We start from the raw sequence: 23,030 nt of genomic DNA on the forward strand, positions 1-23,030 counted from the left end.
TATGTCGAAACTTGCCTTAGTCACAGGCGGCAGTGGCGGACTGGGTGCCGCCATTTGTCGCAAGCTAGCTGAATCGGGATATCGCGTAATTCTGACTTACAACAGTAATCAGAAAGCGGCCGAGGATGTGCTTTCCTCGCTGCCACGTAACGAGCATCTAGCATTCAAATTGAACGTGGCAGATTCTAGTGCGATTGAACAGCTTAAACATCAAGTCAGTGAAATAAGCGACAAGCTGGATTTGTTGGTCAACTGTGCGGGGATGACGAAATTCGTCGCGCACTCTGATTTGCAAAGTTTAGATGACCAGCTGTTTGACCAAATTTTCCAAGTGAACGTCCGTGCGCCTTTTGCCATGGTTCGAGCGTTTGAGCCTTGGCTTAAGCAAGCCAATGGTTGTGTGGTGAACATTACTTCTATCGCGGCACAGACTGCGATGGGGAGCAACATTGCTTACTGTGCAAGTAAATCTGCCGCGGAGAACATGACCCGTTCTTTAGCTCGCGCTCTGTCTCCCGAGGTTCGAGTTCTGGCTGTTGCTCCAGGGCTTGTCGACACTGAGTTTGTCAAAGGCTTGGATGACGCATGGCGTAATCAACAAGAACAATCCACACCGCTTAAGCGTTTAGCCAATGATGAAGAAGTCGCTCAAGCCGTGTACGCCGCGGCAGATCTTCTTACCTTCTCGACAGGCAATACCATCGCGGTTGATGGTGGGCGACCTTTAGGTCTGTAACTAACAATTCAAAGGCTAGGTCCAAACAAGGACAACAAGGATTTACAATGACTCTACAATCTAAAATGAATAATAACCTGGTCCGCTACATGGAACTGATTCCGGGTACGAGTGCGTTTATTGATGCGCGCACGCCAGGCAGTGATCTCAAAGATAACTTTTGCATTATCGGTGCAGGGGTGGCAGAGAGCAGTCGTCAGCATGTTCATATTCGCGATACGGCGGGCTTTAACATTGGTGCCGCAGGCCAACCGCCGGGCATCAAAAATTCGTTGCACTCTCATCGTACCGCCGAGCTTTTCTTGGTGTTCAAAGGTCAGTTCCGTTTTTATTGGGGGAACGATGGAGAGCATGAGGCGGTGTTGTCTCACGGTGACGTCATCTCGATTCCAACCAATCTCTTCCGTGGATTTGAAGTGGTTGGCCGCGATTACGGCTTTATGTTCTCGGTACTTGGCGGCGACGATTCAGGTGGCGGCGTTATTTGGCATCCAAACGTTATTAAAGACAGTCAAGGTTATGGTTTATACCTCAAAGCCGATGGCACACTCGTGGACACCATTAATGGCGACCCGGTGCCACAAGAATCAGAATTGATGCCGCTGCTTACCGAAGAAGAGCTCGCGACCTTCGATACCTACACCGCAGAAGAGATGATGCCATTTGTCGCTCTGCAAAAAGATTATCGTGAAATCAAAGGCGATTTCAGCGGAAGCAACGTGAAACAATACGCCTTAACGGGTCATCCTTTGGCGAGTTATGACTTCCAAGTAAAGAGTGAAGATGAAGTGAGCATCATGGCTTATGAGCTTTCTGAAGGTGGCTCGATTCCTCAACACTGGCGAGAAGAAAAACAAGTGCTTATCAACTTTGATGGCGATACTGAAGTGGTCCTCACGCATCAAGGCGAACAAGCGAGTGTTGTTTTAACGCGCGGTGATGTGCTGAATGTTCCAGAAGGTGCGTCATACTCACTGACGAACTTGCGTGGTAATAGTTTGACGTATTGCATTCTTGGCTCTGATCAACCAAAGCCGCTTGCAGGAGAATAAAATGACGCAACCCACCTCGTTAGTTTGGCTACCCGGACTACTTTGTGATGGCACATTGTTTGAGGATATCAACCGAGCGTTGCCAAGTTGGGTTGAGCCTTCATGCCCGACGCTGGCTTCATTGCCGTCAATGGAACAGCTGGCGCAGAGAGTGTTGCAAGACGCACCGCAGGAGTTTGTCTTGGGTGGCTTATCAATGGGTGGGATTCTTGCCTTTGAGGTGTACCGTCAAGCGCCAAACAGAGTCAAAGGCTTGATCCTCATGGATACCAATGCAGCAGATGAAAAGCCAGAGGTGACACAAAAGCGTGATGCACTGGTTAATCAGGCATTAAATGGTGAGTTTGAACGCATTACGCCTGACACTCTGATGCCTGTGCTGATTCATCCAAGCCGTTTGCAAGACAAAGCGTTAACTGAGCGTATAGAAGGCATGGCGGTCAATGTAGGTTTGGAGGCATTTGAAGCACATGCTAAAGCGTTAGCAACTCGCCCGGATGCTCGACCTTTATTGGCGGACATTCAAGCTCCTACGTTGGTGATAACAGGTAAAGAAGATAAGCTTTGTCCGCTAGACAATCATCTGCTCATGGAGAGATGCATCCCAAACGTCACGCTTCATGTTATCCCTGAGTGTGGGCATCTATCTACGCTTGAGCAGCCTTTAATTATTAGTGAAGTGATGACTACTTGGCTTCAAGATAACTTTGCTTAGTGTTGATAAGAACTTCATCACTCACCACCTTAAGGTTACTTGGGTATAGGTGGTGAGCGATGAGTATTATCAGAAGTAGTAGCGAATACCTGCCGCGAATTGATCATCACGGTTTTCGAATTTGCTGCCATCGTACTGATCTTTACCTAGGTCGAACTGGTATTCAGTCCAAACTAGGAATTTGTTCTTCTGGAAGTGGTATTCAAGACCAGGAATCAGCAAGTTACGCTCGTAGCCTTGTGTCTCGTCACCGCGATCTTCCATGTAGTTGTAGTTCAACGTTGGGCGTAGGCCGTTATCGAAGTGGTAGTAAGTGTAGATTTCGCCACCTAGGGTATCGAACATTACGTCCGTACCGCCTTGGCTCACTGCTTCCCAGTTTTCACCAACGTGGAAAGTCGCACCTGCGTAGAAGCCACCGTTGCTGTAGTTTGCGCCCAATAGCATGATGCGCATGTTGTCGCCGTTTTCTACGCCAACCACGCTTGCGTCTAGATCCGCAACTTCATTTTGATGGTAAGCCGCACCAAGTGTTACGCCATCAACGGGTTTGTAAGTGATAGACGCACCCATGCCGTTTTTCAGTGAGGCTGTCGCATTGCTTGCTAGAGCAACATCTTCACGCGTGGTTTGGTAAGTAAAGCCGTAGCTCACTTTTTCATTAATTGAATTACGGTACGTAATTGAGTTTTCCGCACGACCAGCACCGGATGCGATACCCCAGTCAGCTAGGTTGTAAACACCTGAGCCACGAGTACCGAATACACGACCTAAATCGGTGTACCATGCTACGTCGTAGAAGGTAGACCACTGCTTAGTACCCGCAGCAATCTTGCCGTATTTTTCGTGATCAACACCTGCGTATAGCAAGCGGTCGTAAATGTTGTCGCCGTTCGCGCCAGAGTTGTAGCCCCATTCCGCGTGACCGAAACCAGTCCAGCCGTTATCCAGACCCATTTGGCCTTTCAAACCGAAACGTGAGCTGCCGCTGTTCCATTCGCCGTTGTCATCACCGCCACGGTCTTGGTAGCGAAGATCGAAACGGCCATCGATGGTTAGGCTGTCGCCAGCGTCATTAACAAAAGTGTGTGCAGCAAAGGCTGAGCTAGAAGTAAGCGCTGCTAAAATCACTGCAGAAAGGGTCGACTTTTTCATCATCAATCTCATTATTCAGGGCGCAGAAAGCCACCGTGCGTTCATGCCCGTTTTGAATAAGGGTTCTATCTTGAGGTTGTGCCCCATCCTTGAGGCACGAGTTGGGAGCATGTCGCCTGAACCGAGAGGGGATTCAGGCAACATAAAGGCGGGTTGACAATCCGCCCCTAGGACTTCTTATAGAGAAGGGTTTAGGATCTGTTGAGTACGCTCGAACACGTCTAGACCTTGCTGTTTTAGCCAGTAAGGAAGGTCGATCAGTACCCAGTTCTCAGATAGCTTGTCGCCGTCACGGTAGTAAACGTCAACCACTTGCATGTCTGCACGTACTTCACCGCCTGTCATACCTAGGAAACCACCGATTGGCGTGTTAGATAGGTTTGGCCAGCCGAAGAAACAAGAGAAGTTACCTTCTGCGAAACGACATACGTGGCCGTTAAACTTCTTGTCTTTCAGGTTGTTACGGAACGGCAATTGGTGCTGCTGTTGGTAACGAGGGATTGTGTAAGACGCACCGATACCACATGGACCGTACCAGATCATGTCTTTAGACCAGCTCTTCTCAAGAACTTCTGGTGGGCAACCCATAGCGCCACTGTCGTTTAGTGCAGATAGGTCATCAACCATCTTGTTCACTAGTGCTAGTGTTGCTACGCCTTCTTCTGGTGCTGCGTCTTCGAACAGTAGACCGTCGTGGTTACGAGGACCAGGGTATACGAAGTGCTTACCTGTTGATGGTGGTAGTGGGTAACAACCCGCTTGGTCCATCGCGCCTAGAAGGTCTAGGAATAGGCCAGTCTTAGTGATCTTGCCGTTTTCAACACAGTTAAATTCTGCGTAGCGGATGTTCATGATTTTGCCAGTTGGGCGCATGCCTAGGTATTCAGCGTCGAATAGACCCATGAAGTGACCCATGCTCATTACCCAGATTTCACCTGATGTTACTTCGTTCTCACCACCGATGAAGATGTCTTGACGACGCTGCATGCGAGTCATTGATTTCATCAAAGGAGCCCAGAAAACGTCAGCCGCTGCTTGAGCGCCTTGTTGTTCACGGAATGGGTAAACACCACGCCATAGGTAATCTTCTGAAGTGTGTGCTTTTAGTACTTCTGCCACGTTCTCGTGAGTTGCGTTTTCCATTGCGCTGAAGTATTCACGTACAACGCGTTTCGCTTCTTGATATTTAGACATAATAAACTCTCTTATTTGCTGTCGAGTCGGCTTTGGGAACAGGACTCGAAATTAAGTTTTTTCATCCGGCCGGGGAGCCAGCCGGAGTTTTTGAAATTCAGTTACGCTTTTGCTGCTTCGGCTTTTTTGCTCTTATCGAACACGCCGCCTTTTAGTGTCTCTGGCAGTGATAGCCATAGAAGACCAGCAAGGATCCATACGATTGGTGAACCCCACATTGCGGTTTGTAGGTCGGTACGCTCTTGGATGAAGATAAGTACCATTGGTGCCCACATACCGAGGATACGACCACCGTGGAATAGCGCCGCGCCGTAGCTACGTAGGTGTGCTGGGAACAGTTCTGAGAAGTAACCACCCCATACCGCTGAAGAAGACAGGCCGAAGTTGTAAATCAGACCAAGTAGAGCCAGCATGTTTAGGCCGCCAATCACCATGTCGCCAGGTGCAACAAAGAAGATTGAAACCATGATGCCCGCTAGGATGAAGCCAAATGCGTTCACCTTACGACCGAATTTGTCAGCTACCCAACCCCAGAACCACGCACCAAACAGTGAACCAAACGCTGAGATAGAGAAGATGAGACCGATGGTTGCACCGTCGAACATACGTACATCACGTAGGTATGTGGTTACGAAGCCACCAAAGAATTGGAAACCGTAGAAGTTAAGGCCAGCCAGTAATAGACACGTTAGTGTGATCTTACGGTAAGGCTTGCTTAGCATTTCGCCCCAAGAGCCTTTTTTCGCTGGTGCATTTGATTCTTCTGCTTTTGCTTGCTCTTCTTCACCGTAAGCGATCACTTTGCTGTCGCTAGGTAGTACAAAGATCATGACCACAGCGGCTGCCAATGGTGGGATACCACCAACAAGCATTAGGCTTTCCCATGGTGCATCGATGCTTGCAATAAATGCTGCATACGCACCCATTACCATCAGTGCTACAGAGAACATAGAAGACGCGAATGCCGTCAACTTACCACGTACCGTTGGCGTAAATAGGCCGATCATCAAGCTTACTGCCACGGTGAAGTAACCACCCAGTGACAAACCAATGATGAAACGCATTGCTGCCCATGTTGTGTAGTCGGTGAACATCATATTGATGATCGTTGCGCCACCGTTTAGGGCTGTGATGGTAATAAGAGTGGATTTCTTACCAAATTTTGTTGCGAACCAAGCACAGCTCAATGCACCGATAAGTGCACCAACCGACTGCCATGTATAGAACTGGGCAGTGTCTGACAGGCTAATACCATCATACGCTTCAACGATGTATGGGCGTACGTAGTCAATAATTACAAAGTTATAACAATAGAAAAAGTAACCAACCAGTATCGCTAGATAGGCAGCTACCCTTTGAATCATAGGAACTTCGCTCATGTGTCTTTTGGCATTCATGACCGATAAACCTCTATTTCACTTAGGATTTGTTGCTATTCAAACTTAAAGAACACGATCTTATTGGGATCATCTTCGATTTCGTGTCGTGGTGAATCATAGTTTTTTTAAGGTCATTAGATCCGTGATCAATATCAATTTTAAAATGAATGCGTACCCAATTTGTGATTTTTAGTGATGGGAGTCTCATTAAATCGGTCTTTTTGGCATTTTTGAATATATAACCGTCTATATTGGTGATTATAGTCACAGTTATGGCGGGATTATCGTTTAGATATGCTTTTTTAAAGTAATATCCAAGCACAAATAATTAGCACCCAGAATTATGGAAACCCTGAAATGGTTACGTACTCAAGTTTTGTGGTGATTGCGTTATACGTGTTAATCACCATATTAATCAGCTATTTAGTGAACAAGCGCTACAGCAATGGTGGCGACTTTTCTACGGGTGGAAAGCAATTTGGCTGGTTTACGGCGGGTGTTTCGATACTTGCGACTTACATTAGTGCGATGACGTTTGTAGGGATGCCTGGTTGGGTTTATAGCTCTGGCATGGAAGCGATGAGTATTCACCTTAACTATCCCATCGTTATCTTTTTCACCGTCATTTTCTTTGTGCCTGTCTTCTATAAGCTGGGCTTGACTTCGATTTATGAATACCTTGAGCACCGCTTTGGGGTGTATGCAAGAACCATCAACTCGATTGTGTTCATTGTGGTTCAATGTATCTCTGCGGGTGTGATTTTGTATGCCGTGGCGCTGATCTTAGTGCAAGTTCTGCCTATCAGTATTTCTGAAGCCATTATCTACATTAGTATTTTCACCGCTTGCTATACCTATGCGGGCGGAATTTCCACGGTTATCTGGACCGATATGTTGCAATCTGCAGTATTGGTAGCAGGCAGCATCGCTATCTTTGCCATTCTAATGACAGAGATTAATGCGGCAGATTACCTTTCTCGTAATCACCTGAATATCATCAACTTAGACTTTGATTTAGGCGTAGATACCACACTCTGGGCTGGCGTGGTTGCCGTGAGCTTTTTGCATTTGAGTGTGTACGGCACCAACCAATTGATCATCCAACGCACGTTAGCGACGAGATGTGAAAAGACGGCGCAGAAGTCGATGCTGTTGTGTGGTTACGGTGCATTTTTTGTGTACTTATTCTTCGCGGTACTCGGTGTTCTTTTGAGTGTTTTCTATCAAGATCAATCGTTTGAAAACAGCAACGAAGTGATTTTGGATTTCGTCTTCAACCACACTAACCCAATCGTCGTTGGTTTGATCATTTCCGCATTGGCGGCGGCCGCAATGTCGACCTTGGATTCTACCTACAACTCAATGGCGACCGTCGCAACGTTCGATATCTACAAGCGTTTCGTTCGCAAGAGTGCCGATGATGAGCACTACGAAAAAGTCGCAAGAAAGATGAGTTTGCTCGCTGCGGCTATGGTGGTAGTGCCAGCTCTTCTGGCGGTATCGAATGAATCGGTACTCAAAACCATCGCTAGCCTGACTTCCATCTTTGTTGGTATCCGTCTTGGGTCATTCGTGCTTGGCTTATTCTGGGCAAAAGCCAATGAGAAAGGCGTGATCGTTGGCAGTATCATGAGTGTGATTGCGGTGTTTACTGCCATGTATCTCGACGTGGCTTGGCCGTGGTTCGCGCCAATTGGTACGTTTGTCTTCCTTTTGTTTGGTGTGTTAGTGAGCCGTCGTTGGGGCGCTGTGACTGCCGAGCAACAAATTTTTATCAATAATCAAAAACATCTTTTTGCAAAGCCAACCGCAAGCCATTACGGGCTGTTGGTGTTCGCCGTGGCGACCATCGCTGCTTGTATGGTTCTCCCTGATTGGCTTTATGCTGCATTGTCGTAATAGGTAAGTTTATGCTGTCCATCTTTGATATTTACAAGATTGGTGTGGGTCCTTCTAGCTCTCACACCAATGGTCCAATGATCGCGGGTTACCACTTCACTCGTTTGATTGAATCTAACTTGGCAAAAGTGGTTCGTATTCAAGTTGATTTATACGGTTCACTTTCGTTAACGGGGATTGGTCACCATACAGACCGTGCGACCATTTTGGGTCTGTTGGGTAACAAACCAGATACCATCAAAATCGCTTCTGCGAACAAAGCGATGCGCAAGGCGATTGAAGAGGGCATGATGTCTGTCGATGGCCGTCATGAAATCGAATTCAACTACAAAACGGACATGTTGTTCCATGAAGAGAACCTTCCTCTGCATGAGAATGGAATGACGATTACTGCGTTAGATGCGCACGGCAATCAGGTTGGGTTTGAAACTTACTACTCTATCGGTGGTGGTTTCATCGCAACGGCGGATGAACTGCAAAATGGCAGTGCGACTGCTCCCGTAGAAGTTGAGCTTCCATTCTCCAGTGCAGACGAAATGTTGGCACAGGCAGAGAAGAATGGCATGAGCCTTGGCGGCATGATTCTGAAAAACGAACAAGCGTTTCAGGATATGGAAGCCATCAATCAACGTGCAGAACAGATCTGGCGTGTGATGACGCGTTGCATGGAGCGTGGTTTCGAAACAGAAGGCATCTTGGATGGCGGCTTGAATGTGACCCGCCGTGCGCCTAACTTACTGAAGAAGCTTGAAGCAAATGAAGCAATCGAAAACGATCCGATGGAAATCATGGATTGGATTAACCTGTTTGCTTTTGCTGTGAGTGAAGAAAACGCGGCTGGTGGACAAGTCGTAACGTCGCCAACTAATGGTGCGGCGGGTGTGATTCCGGCGGTATTGATGTACTACCATCGCTTCATCAAAGAGCTTGATACTAAACAGCTTAAAGACTTCCTTGCTGTGTCCGGTGCGATTGGCATTTTGTACAAAACTAATGCGTCTATTTCGGGTGCCGAAGTAGGTTGTCAGGGCGAAGTCGGTGTTTCTTCTTCTATGGCGGCAGCTGGCTTGACCGCGCTGCGTGGTGGTAGTAATGAGCAAATTTGTATTGCGGCCGAGATCGCCATGGAGCACTCACTAGGCATGACTTGTGACCCAATTGGTGGCTTAGTGCAAGTACCGTGTATTGAGCGTAATGCAATGGGTGCAATGAAAGCGATCAATGCATCTCGCATGGCACTAAAGCGTAATAGTAAATGTTTGATCTCGTTGGATAAGGTGATTGAAACCATGTACCAAACGGGCAAGGACATGAACAAGAAATACCGCGAGACGTCACAGGGTGGGTTAGCTTTGATTCACCTAGCGCCGCCTTGCGAATAATGAGTTAGGCACATCTAACCAACAAAAAAGCCGAAGCACTGAGATGCATCGGCTTTCCTTTTTTGGAACGTTTATAATTTAGCTATGCGTTTGCTCACCTTTTGGTGTGCTTTGGTTTGGTTGATAGTGCAAAATCACCATCGAGGTGGGTGACAACAAGACTTCGCCTTCAGCATGTCCTGGGTTGAGGTTACGTACGTTTGTATCACAGATCGTCACCCATTCTTGCTTTCGCTCATTGGGGAGCTTAAAGCGCGCTGTGGCGTTAGTTTGGTTGATGAGGTAGACCAACTCTTGTCCTTCTTTACCGATACCAAGGTGAAGTGCGACAGAGCTTAAACGGTTCCAATCATCGTGCTCCATTAAGCGACCGTCTGTTCGGCGCCAGAAAATGCGGTTGTTATTGCGGTTTTCGCCACTGAAAGCTCGGATAAATGGCACCATGTATTGATTTCGGTTGGCGACCATTTGTGACATCCATGCTTTGAAATGTTGCTTACGTTCTGTCTCTTCCCAGTTCAGCCAACTGGTTTCGTTGTCTTGGCAATAGGCATTATTGTTACCGCCTTGGGTGTGAGACAGAACATCAGCAGTGAGAATGTGTGGGATACCGAAGGCAAACAGCAAGCTAGCAATAAGGTTGCGTTTTTGCTTCTCACGCGTGGCGATGATCATCAGATTTTCGGTCTCGCCTTCAACACCGTAGTTTTCTGAACGATTGTCGCCGTGACCGTCGCGATTTTCTTCGCCATTGGCTTCGTTATGTTTGTGCTTGTAAGACACTAAATCTTGCAGTGTGAAGCCATCGTGATACGTGATGTAATTTACGGTGAGTTTGTATGGCCAGTTCGCTGCACTATAAATGTCACGAGAGCCCATTAATCGAGTGGCAAACTCTTTTAAATAGCCTTGATCACCGCGCCAAAAACTGCGGGAAATATCACGCAGTTTGTCATTACATTCGTTCCAACCAAATGGAAAGTTACCCACTTGGTAGCCATTTGGACCAATATCCCAAGGCTCGGCAATCAATTTGGTTTCACGCAAAATTGGGTCTTGCGCAACGGCTTTAAAGAAAGCTGCTTCTGGGTTGTAATCATCGCCCTGTCGACCTAACGTTGCAGCCAAGTCAAAACGGAAGCCATCGACTTTAAATTCGCTAACCCAGTAGCGCAATGTATCCATCACAAGGTTTAAGGCTGGTTGGTAGGTGAGATCCACTGTATTTCCGCAGCCAGTGTAATTGGCGAAGTGGTTGCCATGTTTGATGTAAAAACAGGAGTCGAGGGCTTTCAGGTTGAAAATTGTAGGCCCTTCACCACCTTCAGCAGTGTGGTTGTAAACCACGTCGAGAATCACTTCGATGCCGTTTTTATGCAATTCGCGAATTGTTGTTTTTAATTCCGTAACGGCGTCTTGTTCTGCGTAGCGCGGATCGGGCACCATAAAGAGATAAGGGTTGTATCCCCAATAATTGACCTTTTCCATCTCTAGTAGGTGAGGCTCATGCATGCATGCTGCGACAGGTAGCAATTGCAGCGTGTTGATGTTTTGCTGTTTGTAAAAGGCCAGCATTTCAGGTGATGCAAGACCTAAATAGCGCCCCCTCAGCTTGTCCTCAACCTCTGGGTGGCGTTGGGTAATCCCTTTGACGTGCGTCTCAAACAACACCATCTCTTCTCTGGGTATACGCGGGTGATCCGTGTTTTGCCAGTCAAAATCATCTTCGATAACGACGCACTTCGGCATATCGAAACTTTTGGCTGGAGAGTAGGGAGGATGATAGTGGAGGGCTTTATCTATTGATTTTGCGTACGGATCAGAAATTAACAGTGGCTCGTCCTTGTGGGAGACAAGATAACCGTATTTTTGCCCCGGCTTAATATCTGGAATAAAAGTATGACGTATGCCAGCGTATTCATTCGGTAAACCGCGAAGCTCGTAGCTGCCATCGTCTGCAAACAATGCCAGTTGAATGTCTTTTACGCCCGGAGCATGAATAGAGAAGTTACAGCCTTCTTTATTCAATGTTGCGCCCAGGGGGTAGGGGCGAGAGAGAAGTCGTGTCATCGGAGATACTTTATTTAATATTTATTGCTACCTTTAGGAAACTATAAGTTAAAAACTTTGTCTTACTAAGGTCAACCACCCTAAATATAAAAATATTCGTGTAATTTAATTACTTTATGTGACGGCTTAGAGTCAAAAATATGAAATGGCTATCACTTTGTAGCGGCTCAAAACCGAACAAACTTACTAATTCCTCCCTAGATTGGTGATCTGACTCGAAAAAACACCATTCGGTAAATTTTCTACTCCCTTCTCATCCCCCTTAAATTAGTTTAGGGCGGAGGAAGTCATCCTTGTACGCCTCGGGTAATCTCACAACTGTTGAAACAAACGGGGATTCGTTCCCATCTTACCTCTCTTTCTTTAGGTGTGTTTTTACTGCCTATATTCACCTAAAAGAGTGAGCAGGGAAGACAGAATTATAAATACCCTTAATGGAGTTAAGAATGAAAAAAGTAAGTGCAATTGCTGCTGCTGTAGCTGCAACTTTAGCTGCTGGTTCTGCATTCGCAGTGGATTTCCACGGTTACATGCGTGCTGGCGTTGGCGTGAACGCTGACGGTGGTCAACAATTAACATTCGAAAAGAACAAGATCGGTCGTCTAGGTAATGAAAGCGATATCTACGGCGAGATTCAACTAGGTAAAGAAGTTTACAACAACAACGGCAAAACGTTCTACGTAGACTCTATGGTTGCAATGACTTCTAATGGTTCAAACGACTGGGAAAGCACTTCTGCTAACTGTGGTTTGGATAACGGCGAAGTGAAATGTGTTGACGATGCACAATTCGCACTACGTCAATTCAACGTTCAAGCTAAAGGCCTACTAAACTTTGCTCCAGAAGCAACACTTTGGGCTGGTAAGCGCTACTACCAACGTCACGACATTCATATCTCTGACTTCTACTACTGGAATATCTCTGGCGCGGGCGCTGGTGTTGAAGGTATCGAAGCTGGTCCAGGTAAAGTTTCTTTCGCTTGGGTTCGTAATGACCGTGGCGATATCGCAGACCCAGGCAACGATGGTGGCGCAACAAACGTAAACACTCTAGACGTACGTTACGCAGGTCTTCCTCTATGGGACAACGGCTCTCTAGAAATGGGCTTGAACTACGCAATTCTTAACGAAACTGACGCTGCGCCAAACGGCACTAAAGATGCGAAAAACGGCGTAATGTTCACAGCAGAATTGACTCAAGGTCTAGACGCTGGTTTCAACAAAACAGTGCTTCAGTACGGTACTGAAGGTTACTCAAAAACAATGGCATTCTACGGCGACGGTAGCTGGTACGGCGCAGAAGCTGACAACGGTGCATCTGGTTACCGCCTAATCAACTGGGGTGTAATCGGCATGGGCGACAGCTGGGAAATGGGTCACCAGTTAGTGTACGGTGTTGGTGAAGACATGTGGGCTGGCCAAGACAAGTGGGAAACAATGTCTGTTGTTGTTCGTCCAATGTACAAATGGGATGACAACCACAAAACTATCTTCGAAGCTGGTTACGCTATCGACGATAACGACGGCGAAGAAAACAAATACGGTAAGCTAACTGTTGCTCAAGCATGGTCTGCTGGCTCTAGCTTCTGGGCTCGTCCTGAAATCCGTGTTTACGCTTCTTACCTAACGGCTGACAAAGAAGACAACTCAAACACATTTGACAACGGTCGTTCAGACGATACGTTCCAATTCGGTGTACAAGCTGAAGCTTGGTGGTAATCATCTAACCACTAAGTCCTAAATTGTCCTAGAATGATACAGCCAGAACTTATCTGGCTGTATTTATTTAAAAAAACAATAAAGAGTCGAGGTAGACAGTAATGAAAAAATGGCTTGCTCCCGTACTGCTGGGCATGTTGGCTACTGGTTGTGCGTCTGTAGAACAAGTAGAGATGAGTCCAAAAGGTCAGCAACAAGTGATCACGCAATCGGGTGATATTCAATGGGTACCGCTTAACGTGCCTGTGGTTACTGAATTCGCTTTGACTGATAAAAGCCAAATGTTGTTGGATGGTAACAGTGCTGGCGCTATTGCAGCGTTTGCTCTTCCAGGTAACCGTGGCAGTCTCGATATCAAATTAGAGACATTCGTAAGTAAAGAACTTCAATTTTATGCTCCTAATGTCGCAGTGATGAACTCGGCAGGAGAAACCATTTACCAAGCAGATTTTTCAAAGTTTAAGTATGAACCAGCAAAACTGTTGGACAACGATAAATTCGTACTTGATCTCAATGTGATTCCAGACATGACAGGTAACGATCTGCATGTGTTGGTTTACACGACTTCCGCCGATCTAAAAGGAAGTACACAAGTTTTACACCCTGCAAAAGCCTTCGCCATGGCGCGTCACACTCAGCCGCCAGATATTGCAGACCCTCTAGCGAAACATAGCCCACTCGGTCAGTTCCGCTTTTCGGTATCCGCGAATGATATTGTGAATACTAAGATTGTTGCGAAAAACGATAACATTCCCCAAGGTACGGACCTTACTAGCTACTACTACAGCTCAATTGAAGCGGCAGTCGCAGCGAATGATATTCCGAAAGCGCTCACTTTGCTTGATGAAGCAAAAGAACTGGGTATCGAAGGTGCGCAACAAGTGTTTGTGAAAGCCGTAAATAGAAAATAATCAGATAAAAAAAGGTCAGCGAAATGCTGACCTTTTTCATAGAAAATAAACTAATAAAAATACCCCTACATAGAGTTACCTTATTCACATAATTATTTTTATTACTTTGTTTTTTATATAGGTTGGATCAATAATTAATGGCAGTTCCTAATTTATTTTTTGTACTTAGGAAATAAACAAACTTCTCGAAGTGATTTAAATTCGCAATCTGACGATATTTATTTGGCGTTTGATATTTCCATTTTAATAACGATTAATATTTCTTTTAACCGTTGAGTTTATTTTGCTTTGGATATACTAAAAAGGAATTACGTGAAATGAACATGATGAAGACCTCTCTTGCTGCTGCCCTACTTGTTGCCTTAGTAGGTTGTCAATCGACGGCAGAACCAGAAGCGGCCGCAGAGCCTGTTGTTAATATGTCTCAAGACGAAGTGGTTGCTTTCATGAAAGCGTGTGACAACCCAGATAGCACAGCGAAAGGACCTATTTCTAAACCACTATTTGTGGTGGGTACTTTTGCGGATTCCGATTGGAAACACGTGCCTCAGCGTCAATACACCTACAAAGGGAATAATTTCTACCAAGCCGTGGTTCAAGAAAAAGTAGGCTCCTACAAAATGCAGTATGCGACCGAGTTGTGGTTCCCACAATTTACCGCAAAAGGTAATAGAATGAACGTTGGTGAATTAACACCATTAACATTTGGTGGTTACGGTACGGATACTTCGGTTGATATTAAAGAAGATGGTAAATATGTATGGAGTCTTCAGTTTGAAGGAAAAGGCAAACCTGTTCATGTCATGGTAAATAAGTGCCAATAATATTCAATTCAATTATTTAAAATCTATTTTTATTTATTAATCCCTGCATGAAACACATGTCGGGGTTAATTTTATTACTCAAATTTCCGTAGTTTATTTGAGTAAGTTAGGGAGAATAAAATGCGTAATATCCTACGTAACCATCGCCTGTCTCGATCGTTGCTTGCGTTAAGTGTGATTGGTGCTTTATCTGCGTGTAATTCTTCTGGTGGTGGCGACACTAATAGCAGCACTCCGCTACCGGATACCAGTTATGCTTGCCAAGCCAATGTCATGGCGCAAAGTAACCAACTTCGTACTTATCAAATCATGGTAGAGAGTTTTGTGGATGGTGATGCGAGCATTGGTCACGGTACAGGTTATGGCACCAGCCATCATAACGGCGATTTGCAAGGAGTGATTGATTCACTCGATTACATCCAAGATTTAGGGATGAACGCGATTTGGTTGACGCCAGTTTTTGAATCGGAAGCGATAGCAGGACAAGATCATTGGGCGGATCGTTTGGACGCCACCGGCTATTTTGCGACAGATTACTTTAAAATCGACCCCAAATTTGGTGACTTAGCGACCGCGAAAACTTTAGTCGAAGAAGCACACAAACGCGGTCTGTACGTATTTTTTGATGGCGTATTTGGCCACCATAAGAATGGTTTGATCAAACCCTCGCCTTCCGGCTTGTTGCCTTCAGGCTCAAGCAATCCCGTGGATTACCCAGCCAGTCTCGATTTCTACAAAGAGGTGGCGACGTATTGGATCAAAGAACTCAAGATTGACGGCTGGCGTTTAGATCAAGCCTATCAAGTTCCGACAGACGCTTGGACACAACTTCGTAAAGCCGTCGATGAAGCCTCACAAAGTGTGACGTACACCAATAGCAAAGGCGAACAAGTGAATCCGTTGGGCTATATGGTGGCAGAGATTTGGAAAGGGGAGTCTGAGATCGCGAATGAGGCGTATGGATCGAACAGCGATCCAGCATTGTGCTCTGCGTTTGACTTCCCTATGCGATATCGCATCGTTGAAACTTTGGCCGTGAATGAGAGCGGCGTGGGTGGTCGCGGTGCGGATTGGTTAGACAACGGCTACAGCACACACAACCAATATCCAACACATGCGCAGCCGAATTTGATGATCGGCAACCATGATTTAGTGCGCTTTGGTGACTTGTTACAGCGCGGAAACTTGGCGGATGTGAATGATGCAGAATATTGGTTACGCCATAAAGCCGCGTTTGCTTTCCAAGCGGCGTACACCGGGCCAATCACGTTGTACTACGGTGATGAAATCGGGGATCAAGTGGATGGTTTTGCCGTAAAAGAAGACAACAGCACCTGCGCCATTCAAGGTTTGTGCGATGATCACGTTGCGCGCAGTAGTGCGAAAATTGAAGGCGTGACGGCGACGCTTGATGCAAACCAAGCCGATCTCAAATCTTATGTGACATCGCTGATGACAATGCGCGATGCGCATCCTGCACTTTATCAAGGGTCACGCACGAATTTAGTTGCGAGTAACGGCAGTTATGTGGACTTGAAACAATCTGGTTCGGACAAAGTCTTGTTTGCGCTAAATACCTTAGAGAGCGCTAGAAGCGTCACTCTTACTCAGGAGAGTGTTGGTACTGGTGAGTTGGTGGATTTGCTCACGAATGAAAAAATTACTCCGAGTAATGGTCAATATCAGATTCTGATGTCGCCACTACAAGGAAGATTCTTTGCGGTAAAACCTTAAGGAATTATCCAGAATTGATGCTCACCAGTTGAGCTGACTACAAGTTTTCTTATAAACAAGCCAAGTGTTGTTGCTGACCCCCATAGGCGCACACTTGGCTTTTTTCTGTCTGTTTTACTTTTCCCTTAATGGTTTTACGACGATGTAGCCAACAAGTTGCTTCGCTTTTTGTATTGGCATTTGTTTTCAGCAGATGGATATTTGTGAGATAAGCTGCACATTAAAAAGTAAATTAACACTTGTGCAACGTAAAAATGTGATTGAAGGATTACTTATGCCCCACTAATATGTTTATCGTGTTTGGGATTTATATAACTAATGGAAAAGTATAATGAAATCCATAACAAACTCCCTCTGTCTCCTTGCTGCTGTTAGCTCTCCGTTTGCATATAGCCAAATTATCAACGGTGACTTTGAGCAGTGGAATGGCAATGTACCTACGCAGTGGTCAGAGATTGACGCGGGCATTACAGTGTCGCCAAGCAGCGAGCAAATCAAATCGGGTGGTCTGGCTGCCCAGGTCGTCGTGAATACAGGTACCCAAAGCAACACCGACTTTTTGCAAACCATTAATGTGGAGCAAGGGAAAACCTATCCGTTTTCTGTCTCGGTTTATCATACCGAAGGAAATGTAAAAGCACGTCTGGTGGTTGATGGTTATCACAATTACTCGAACCCACAACAGATAAACCAGTGGCAAGAGCTCGCGCACAACTACACAGCGAGCTCGAACAAGACCATCAACGTCGGTTTGCGTTTTTACGATGAAGCCAGTTTTGATGGCTCAGAAGCTGTCTACGTCGATAATTTTCAACCGACCGAGACAAGTACACAACCTCCTGTAGAAAATTGTAGTGATCATGAGGTGGTTCTTACACTCACGACGGACAACTATGGCTCAGAAACTAGCTGGGAGTTGAAAAATAGCCAAGCGCAAGTGCTTTTCTCTGGTCAGGGGTATGAGTCGTCAACCTCTGTAGATAAGACCATGTGTTTGGCCGATGGTAACTACCAATTTACGATTCAAGACAGCTATGGCGACGGCATTTGCTGTGGCAATGGTTCGGGGTCTTACGCGTTGAAGGTGGGAGATAAGACTCTTGCTTCTGGCGCTGAATTCTCGAAAAGTGAAACCACCGATTTTAACTTAGGTGACACAACGACGACCCCACCAGTGGTTGATGGTTACTATCAAGCGGCATCTGGTAAGACGGGATACGCTCTAAAAACAGCGTTGTTTAACATTATCAATAATCACTCTAGCCGAGGTTATTCTGCGGTGTGGACCTTGGTAAAAGATGCCGATATTGATCGTTATTATGAAAATGATGGCTCTATTCTCGATATGTACTCTGAAAAGCCATCTGCTAGCGATACAGTAAGCTTTACCAAAGTCACAGACCAATGTGGCCAATACAAAACGGAAGGGGATTGCTACAACCGTGAGCACTCTTTTCCGAAAAGCTGGTTTGGCGGTAAGGTTGAGCCGATGAACTCAGACGGTCATCACTTGTTTGCAACTGATGGTTATGTAAACGCGAAGCGCAGTAATTGGCCATTTGGTGAAGTGGGCACCGCGACCTACGTGTCTAGTAATGGCTCTAAACTTGGCCAAGCAAGCACTAATCTGGGCTACTCCGGTACGGTGTTTGAGCCGATTGATGAGTTTAAGGGCGACTTCGCCCGTGCTTATTTCTACATGGCAACCCGCTATGAAAATGTTGTAGGTAACTGGGAAGGCAATTCAAGCAATGCGGATGCTGTCCTTGATGGTTCAAGTTCAACGGTTTTTGAACCTTGGATGTTAAACATGCTGAAACGTTGGCACAAAAATGATCCCGTTAGTGAAAAAGAACGAAATCGGAATCAACAAGTGTTTGATTTTCAGGGCAATCGTAATCCATTCATTGATCATCCTGAGTTTGTTGAACAGATTTGGGGAAACTAACACCTTTTTGATTTTGGTATCCACCATTTAGTGACGCCAACAAAACAAAGGGGAAGCGTGATGCTTCCCCTTTTTCATTACGGATGTTTTTAAATGAAATTAGTTTTTCGTTACCGTCACGATTGGCGCCGACTTGTCAGCCGCGTTGAAGTGGAAGTTGTAATTTCCTGCTTCTGCAATCGCAATTTTCAGGTTTGCACTACCGCCACCGACTTCCATCGTTAGCGCTTTACCAAGCTCAACACTGCCTTCGCCACCGAAGTTGGTGTCTGCTGCCCAGTCTGCGCTCGCAACTTTCATTTCGTAGTTGCCCGCCGCTAGGTCAATGTCTAGCGAATAAACGTCATTTGCAACATAGCTGAACTTCGCTGTTGAGTCTTGTGCTGGAGCATCCCATGTAGTGATAGTGCCACGTAAGTAAAGTGCTGTTTCACCGAATGTTGGTGCATCTGCTGATTTGGTCACTGACACGACCGGTTTTTCTACGCTTTCATCTTGAACATGCAGCGCGTTCAGAGTGAAGTTGTACTTACCTGTTTCAGCAACAGACAGCTTACAGTTACCTTCTGAACCTAAGTCTAGTGAACCAGAAGCTATATTCGCAGCATCACAACCGATGTTTGGATTTGCCCAACCAGAGTCCGCGAATTTGAACTCGTGTTCACCAGCTTCAAGAACGCCAGTTACAGAGTACATACCGTTGCCAATAAAGGTCATCGCCCAATCACTGCTATCAGACCACTCGTTCATCGTGCCTTTCACGTAAACAACGGTTTCGCCGTAAGGAGGAATGCTCGATACGTCTTTGTTATCCGTGTTTACTGGTAGGCCAGCACCTTGTGCGCCGTTTTGTGGCTGCACGAATACCGCTGTTGTCAGTGCTGGTACTGTGAACGTTTCATTGGTGAAGCTTGCACCTTTGACGATGTCATCCGCAGAGTTTTGTTGAACTTCATGCAGTTCGAAACCAGTTGCGCCAGCAACTTTGAAAGATTTCTCAGTTGATGTTGAGTTCACAACGGCCACGACAGCATCGTAGTTCGAATCTAAATCGGCACCCGCTGATGTACCATCGTCGATAGACATCACAATCAAGCCTTCCACTTGGTCTTTCCCTACGTTGCGGAAGTCCACACGGTTCATCACTTCTTGCGCGGTATCTAGGCGGAACAGTTCGCTTGTGCTACGGATTTTTAGTAGCTCTAGGAATTGTTGCTTAGTCAGCTCGATGTCGGTTGAATCTGGTTTCGCCGTGCTGTCACCAACGATGGTTTTGATCAGCTCCCAGTTTGCACCGTCTTTGTCTTCACGTGGTAGACCAACGTTCCAGTTATTGTCGCTTCCGTCGAAGAATACACGGTTGAACCAGTCACCAGAATCGTACGAGTCGCGCTGCATAGATTTAGAGCGCAATAGCTCAGAACCCATGTGGATAAATGGAATGCCTTGACCAAGCATCACCGTTGATAGGGACACAGACTGCATACGTGCACGCTCGGCAGATGAAGTGCCTGTCGCAATCTTGTAGGCGTTGTTATCCCACAATGTTTGGTTGTCGTGCTTAGACACGTAAGAGATGTTCTCTGATGGCACTTTTGTGTAGCCTGCAGGCGCACCATTGTAATCAACGTTCTTACCCAGTTTGGTTTCGCCTTTGTAATCAAGAAGGATGTAATCAGCCAAGTTACCAGCCATACCTAGACGAACCAGATCTTGGTTGTGTAAACGACCATTCACCGACTCTGCGTCAGTTTTGGTTTCTTCGTTAGGATAAGCGGCGTTACCAAAGCCTTGGTTAAAGCGAAGTGGGTGCTTACCTTCAGAATCTACACCGCCATCAAACGGGCTTCCGCCACGAACTGCGTCACGCAGACGATCAGAGAAAGTACCGATTTCTGTCCCCGCCATGTTGACTTGTGTCGCCTGATCGAAGCGAGCGTTTTGCGCGACTTCACCAAAGTCCCAACCTTCGCCGTAGAACAAGGTATTCGGGTCAATTTCACGGACTTTTTCAAGTGCGTAAACCATCACATCTTTCGGCTGGTGGCCCATAAGGTCAAAACGGAAACCATCGACTTTATAGTCATCCGCCCATACCATCAATGAGTCAACCATTAGTTTACCCATCATCAAGTTCTCGGTTGCGGTGTTATCACAACAGGTTGAGTTTTCGACGCCGCCAGTGTTGACGTTTAGGCGGTGGTAGTACCCAGGGACAATCTTATCCAGTACTGATTTTTCGTTCACACCAGATGCATTTGTGTGGTTGTACACGACGTCCATGACCAGTTTCAGATCCATTTTATGCGTCGCTTGAACCATTTCGCGGAACTCAAGAATACGCTTAGACCCGTTAGGATCGGTCGCATAACTGCCTTCTGGCACGGTGTAGTGGTAAGGGTCATAACCCCAGTTGAAGCTGTCTAGCATGCGAAGATCGTTCATCAACGCTTGTGCTTTGCCCGTTGTTGGGTCGTAGCTATTTAATACCTCTTCAATTACTTTGCCGTCATCTTCGGTCTCACAAATGGAGGCTTCTGGCTTGATGCCACAAAGTTTACCCACGGTGTCGGTGATATCGACTCGCTTGTCAGCGTCTTCATCCACGGTTGCAATATCAAACGCAGGCAGGATATGTAGCGTTGTTAGGCCAGCATCTTTTAAAGCTTGTAAGTGAGATACAGACTCACGCTCAGGTTCTGTAAGCGCCAGATATTTGCCATCAAGACTTGGTGTGCCTTTGCTGTCGTTAAAGCTGAAATCACGAATGTGTGACTCGTAAAGGACGTGGTCTTCGTCTTTTTTAACCGTTGGGCGTGCGTAGTTTTTCCAATCTTGAGGCATTAAGCTTGGATCATCTAAATCAACCACTTGCGAGTATCGTGAGTTCTTAGACAAGCTCATTGAATATGGGTCTGTTACCAAACGCGTTTCAACGACGCCAGTTGTTGGGTGGTATACCTTAACTTGGTAGCGATAATATTTGTTGACAACGTTGCTTTGTGCCTCAGAAACCCAGATACCTGTTGCTGGGTCTTCCGTCATGGCAACGGTCGCTTCTTCTGCTAAGTTTTCATCGTAGATTATCAGATCAACATCTTGGGCAGTTGGTGCCCATAGTTTGAAGGTTGCGGCACCGCCTTCCACAATCGCACCGAGTTCTTGACCGATCGCGTTACCTGCCTTGGAATCGGCAAACACCGCATCCAAAACGCCCGGTTTTTGCACTTCAGTTGCAGAAATGACGTCACCATTTGCGTTGTAAGCCACCATAACGATTTGTGACTTCAGGATCGTACGCAAGGTCGCGTCATCGACATCGATACCCGCAGCTTGAAGGCTAGCAAGGTGACGGAAGCGTGATTTCAGACCATCAGACAACTCACCAGCTTTTGTCAGCTCAACCGCTGTACCGCCAGAGATTTGCTTATCTTCATCCATTTTGATGTCATTGCTAAGGCTGTAGAACAGCTTCATGGAATCCGCACTGGTCGCCGCTTCCCATGCAATGGTGTTGGCGTCTAACCAATGGGCTTTTTGACCATCAATATCAACAGGGCGCTCTTCTATTGGCTCGTAGTAAAGTTCACTGCTGCCGTGGAAGCCAAACAAACCTTTCGATTCGCCGATTTTCGTCAACTCTACTTTTGAGTTTGCGCTGCCGAACGCTTTCTCATCACCCTTGTGCAGAATGAAGTTCATGCATTCGTGTGGGTCAGAGGCATCTGGGTTTATTTTCAGTACGTAGTAAGCACCGTAGGTGTCGTTGATGCCATCGAATGGGTGTGGCGCAGACCAATCCGTTCCTGTTCCCGGAATGCCCATTGCGTCTAAATCTGTGCTGGTACAGCCCTCACCGTTCCATAGGTGCAAGCCCCAACCTTCGTAGTCGCTGGCCGTTGAAGCTGATGCTACGTCACGTTTGTAATAAATGACGACTTCGTTCTCTCCCGCAGGGTACAAGCCTGAGCCAGGGTTCGTCGTATCTTCGTTCGTGCTATCACTACCACAACCGCTGATTACCGCGACGGAAATCAAAGGCAGTACGGTTTTGGCAATTGTTGATAATTTAAATGTCTTATTGTCCACGTTTACAAATCCATTGTTATTGAATTGATATTGAGCTGCGCGCTGCCTTCGCTGACTCAATCATCAAGAAGGTTTTGCACACGCTAGAAAGGCAGATGCCAAAAAGGAAATGTTCAATTAGATGCTAATACACTGAATCATCAGCAAAATGTGAGAGCAGGCTGTTAAGTTTTTTACAGGTGCAAATTTTCTGTCACAGTCGATTTTGTTCACAAATTAAATAA

Annotated in this window: 15 protein-coding genes; 10 read left to right on the plus strand and 5 right to left on the minus strand. The window is 46.3% G+C overall.

Annotation, left to right across the window (positions count from 1 at the left end):
• Window position 1: 1 nt before the first annotated feature.
• Genes R7190_RS01015 through R7190_RS01025 form a run of 3 tightly spaced genes read left to right on the plus strand, consistent with a single transcriptional unit; the run spans window position 2 to window position 2,503 of the window.
• On the plus strand, window positions 2-736 hold the full coding sequence (locus R7190_RS01015) for an SDR family NAD(P)-dependent oxidoreductase (RefSeq protein ID WP_025768659.1): 735 nt from the start codon (window positions 2-4) through the stop codon (window positions 734-736).
• Window positions 737-783: 47 nt separating this feature from the next.
• Entirely contained in the window at window positions 784-1,788 is a 1,005-nt protein-coding gene (locus R7190_RS01020; protein WP_186585589.1) for a cupin domain-containing protein, read from the plus strand.
• Between the two features lies 1 nt (window position 1,789).
• Window positions 1,790-2,503 (plus strand): alpha/beta fold hydrolase, encoded by a 714-nt coding sequence (locus R7190_RS01025; protein ID WP_186585591.1) that lies wholly within the window; start codon window positions 1,790-1,792, stop codon window positions 2,501-2,503.
• 69 nt (window positions 2,504-2,572) lie between these two features.
• Here R7190_RS01025 and R7190_RS01030 read toward each other — a convergent pair whose 3' ends face one another.
• The 3 genes from R7190_RS01030 to R7190_RS01040 form a co-directional block, all read right to left on the minus strand.
• Window positions 2,573-3,658 carry a porin gene (locus R7190_RS01030; protein WP_017634480.1) on the minus strand — a complete coding sequence of 362 codons (1,086 nt, stop codon included), beginning with the start codon at window positions 3,656-3,658 and terminating at the stop codon, window positions 2,573-2,575.
• 177 nt (window positions 3,659-3,835) lie between these two features.
• Window positions 3,836-4,852, minus strand: coding sequence for a nuclear transport factor 2 family protein (locus R7190_RS01035; RefSeq protein ID WP_005374772.1), 1,017 nt, complete (start codon window positions 4,850-4,852; stop codon window positions 3,836-3,838).
• A gap of 101 nt (window positions 4,853-4,953) precedes the next feature.
• Window positions 4,954-6,249: an MFS transporter gene (locus tag R7190_RS01040; RefSeq protein ID WP_017634479.1), complete on the minus strand. Its 1,296-nt coding sequence runs from the start codon at window positions 6,247-6,249 to the stop codon at window positions 4,954-4,956.
• Window positions 6,250-6,588: 339 nt separating this feature from the next.
• On the opposite strand from R7190_RS01040, the gene R7190_RS01045 reads away from it, so the two are divergent.
• Both R7190_RS01045 and R7190_RS01050 read left to right on the plus strand, forming a co-directional pair.
• Window positions 6,589-8,130, plus strand: a complete 1,542-nt coding sequence (locus R7190_RS01045; RefSeq protein ID WP_017634478.1) for a sodium:solute symporter — start codon at window positions 6,589-6,591, stop codon at window positions 8,128-8,130.
• Between the two features lie 11 nt (window positions 8,131-8,141).
• Complete coding sequence (locus R7190_RS01050) at window positions 8,142-9,512, plus strand: L-serine ammonia-lyase (RefSeq protein WP_186585593.1); 1,371 nt, start codon at window positions 8,142-8,144, stop codon at window positions 9,510-9,512.
• 78 nt (window positions 9,513-9,590) lie between these two features.
• On the opposite strand, the gene glgX is transcribed toward R7190_RS01050, so the two are convergent.
• A complete protein-coding gene (glgX, locus tag R7190_RS01055) occupies window positions 9,591-11,582 on the minus strand; it encodes a glycogen debranching protein GlgX (RefSeq protein ID WP_065275519.1) in 1,992 nt (663 codons plus the stop codon).
• A 446-nt stretch (window positions 11,583-12,028) separates the two neighbouring features.
• On the opposite strand from glgX, the gene R7190_RS01060 reads away from it, so the two are divergent.
• The 5 genes from R7190_RS01060 (at window position 12,029) to R7190_RS01080 (ending at window position 18,717) form a co-directional block, all read left to right on the plus strand.
• Complete coding sequence (locus tag R7190_RS01060) at window positions 12,029-13,300, plus strand: maltoporin (protein ID WP_005374784.1); 1,272 nt, start codon at window positions 12,029-12,031, stop codon at window positions 13,298-13,300.
• Window positions 13,301-13,401: 101 nt separating this feature from the next.
• Window positions 13,402-14,211, plus strand: coding sequence for a MalM family protein (locus R7190_RS01065; protein WP_005374786.1), 810 nt, complete (start codon window positions 13,402-13,404; stop codon window positions 14,209-14,211).
• Window positions 14,212-14,528: 317 nt separating this feature from the next.
• Window positions 14,529-15,035, plus strand: coding sequence for a hypothetical protein (locus R7190_RS01070; RefSeq protein WP_005374788.1), 507 nt, complete (start codon window positions 14,529-14,531; stop codon window positions 15,033-15,035).
• Window positions 15,036-15,155: 120 nt separating this feature from the next.
• Window positions 15,156-16,769, plus strand: coding sequence for an alpha-amylase family glycosyl hydrolase (locus tag R7190_RS01075; protein WP_186585595.1), 1,614 nt, complete (start codon window positions 15,156-15,158; stop codon window positions 16,767-16,769).
• A 331-nt stretch (window positions 16,770-17,100) separates the two neighbouring features.
• A complete protein-coding gene (locus tag R7190_RS01080) occupies window positions 17,101-18,717 on the plus strand; it encodes an endonuclease (protein ID WP_186585596.1) in 1,617 nt (538 codons plus the stop codon).
• Between the two features lie 99 nt (window positions 18,718-18,816).
• Here R7190_RS01080 and pulA read toward each other — a convergent pair whose 3' ends face one another.
• Window positions 18,817-22,806, minus strand: coding sequence for a pullulanase-type alpha-1,6-glucosidase (pulA, locus tag R7190_RS01085; protein WP_186585597.1), 3,990 nt, complete (start codon window positions 22,804-22,806; stop codon window positions 18,817-18,819).
• Window positions 22,807-23,030: the final 224 nt, after the last annotated feature.

Source organism: Vibrio sp. 1078-1 (genome assembly GCF_033340475.1).